The sequence below is a fragment of the Altericroceibacterium spongiae genome (assembly GCF_003610805.1).
GTDB classification, from domain to species: Bacteria; Pseudomonadota; Alphaproteobacteria; order Sphingomonadales; family Sphingomonadaceae; genus Altericroceibacterium; species Altericroceibacterium spongiae.
Window position 1 is genome coordinate 1 of sequence record NZ_RAPF01000031.1, and the last position, 1,221, is coordinate 1,221.

General features: G+C 60.8%; 1 pseudogene. It reads right to left on the bottom strand.

Annotation, left to right across the window (positions count from 1 at the left end):
* Positions 1 to 64 precede the first annotated feature (64 nt).
* A pseudogene (locus tag D6851_RS17465) lies at positions 65 to 1,145 on the bottom strand (IS5 family transposase).
* Positions 1,146 to 1,221 lie beyond the last annotated feature (76 nt).

The following is a 1,221-nucleotide window of genomic DNA, read 5'->3' on the forward strand; positions in this document are numbered from 1 at the left end:
GGCGGCGGGCTTTCACAGGTCCTTCTTCATCGCTTTTCAGGCTGATGGCTGATTTCAGGCGCAGCTATCCAGTGGCTGCACGCCGTTCGTGGAAGATCAGGCGATCAAAGTTGTAGACCAGATTGGCGAGCGTCAGTTTGGCTTGTGCTCTGGCAAGGCCGATGGTGCGGATGAATAGTCCGTAGCGGTTTTTTCTGGTGCGCAAAGACGTGCTCAACGCTGGCCCGCACGGCTGACTTTGCAGCATTGGCCCACGATGTGCGCTCGGGCATGGGCTTGCCCTTTGGCTTCCTGCGATGAATGCAGCTTTTGAGCATATGGCGCGCAAGCCAGGCCTCGTTCTTCTGGCTGCGATAAGCGCTGTCGGCCCAGACATCGCCGGCATGTTGCCGGTGTCGATTACCCGGCGCAGCTGGCGCCCGTCGCTGTCTGCAGCCGAGGTCACCGCCGCCTTTCGGATGAAGCCGAAGCGCCGGTCAATGCTGATATGCGACTTGTAGCCGAACACCGGGGGTCGCGATTTGCGGCAGCGGGGTTCCGTCGGGACGGTAGCGGATCTTGCCGCCGATCTTCACCGTCCATCGCGCATCGACATCCTTCTGGTGCGCCTTGCTGGGCTTGCCACGCCAGATCTGCTTTGCCGACTTGCCCGCCTTGATGGCGGCCTTTTCTTCCTCGGTGTTGCGCTGCTTGGGCGCAGGAACCAGGCTTGCATCGACGATCTGACCGCCCATGGCGAGATAGCCAGCCTCGCGCAGTTGCTGTTCAAAGGCCTGCATCAGCGCCTCGAGCGTGCCGGTCTCGGTGAGCCGATTGCGATAGTGACGGATGGTGTTCTCATCGGGCATCGAGCCGCCCAGATCAAAGCCGAAGAAGCGCATCCACGACAGCCGGTCGCGGATCATGAACTCCATGCGCGCATCCGACAGATTATGCTGCGCCTGGACCACCAGCACCTTGAACATCGCGACCGGATCGAAGGGCGGCCGACCGCCCTTTACTCCGTCGCTATATCCAAGACCGCGGGTCAATAGCGGCTGGAAATGCTCGAACTCCACCGTGCCTGCCAGAACCTCGAGCGGATCGCCGTCCTTGCTCAACCGGTCCAGGTGCTCCGTCAGAGAAAACAGGCTGCGTGGCTGCATCGAAACTCTCCATCCAATGCCTCCACAGAATCACAATCCGCTACTCAAAGCGAGGGGTTATTGCCGGTGTCCAGCT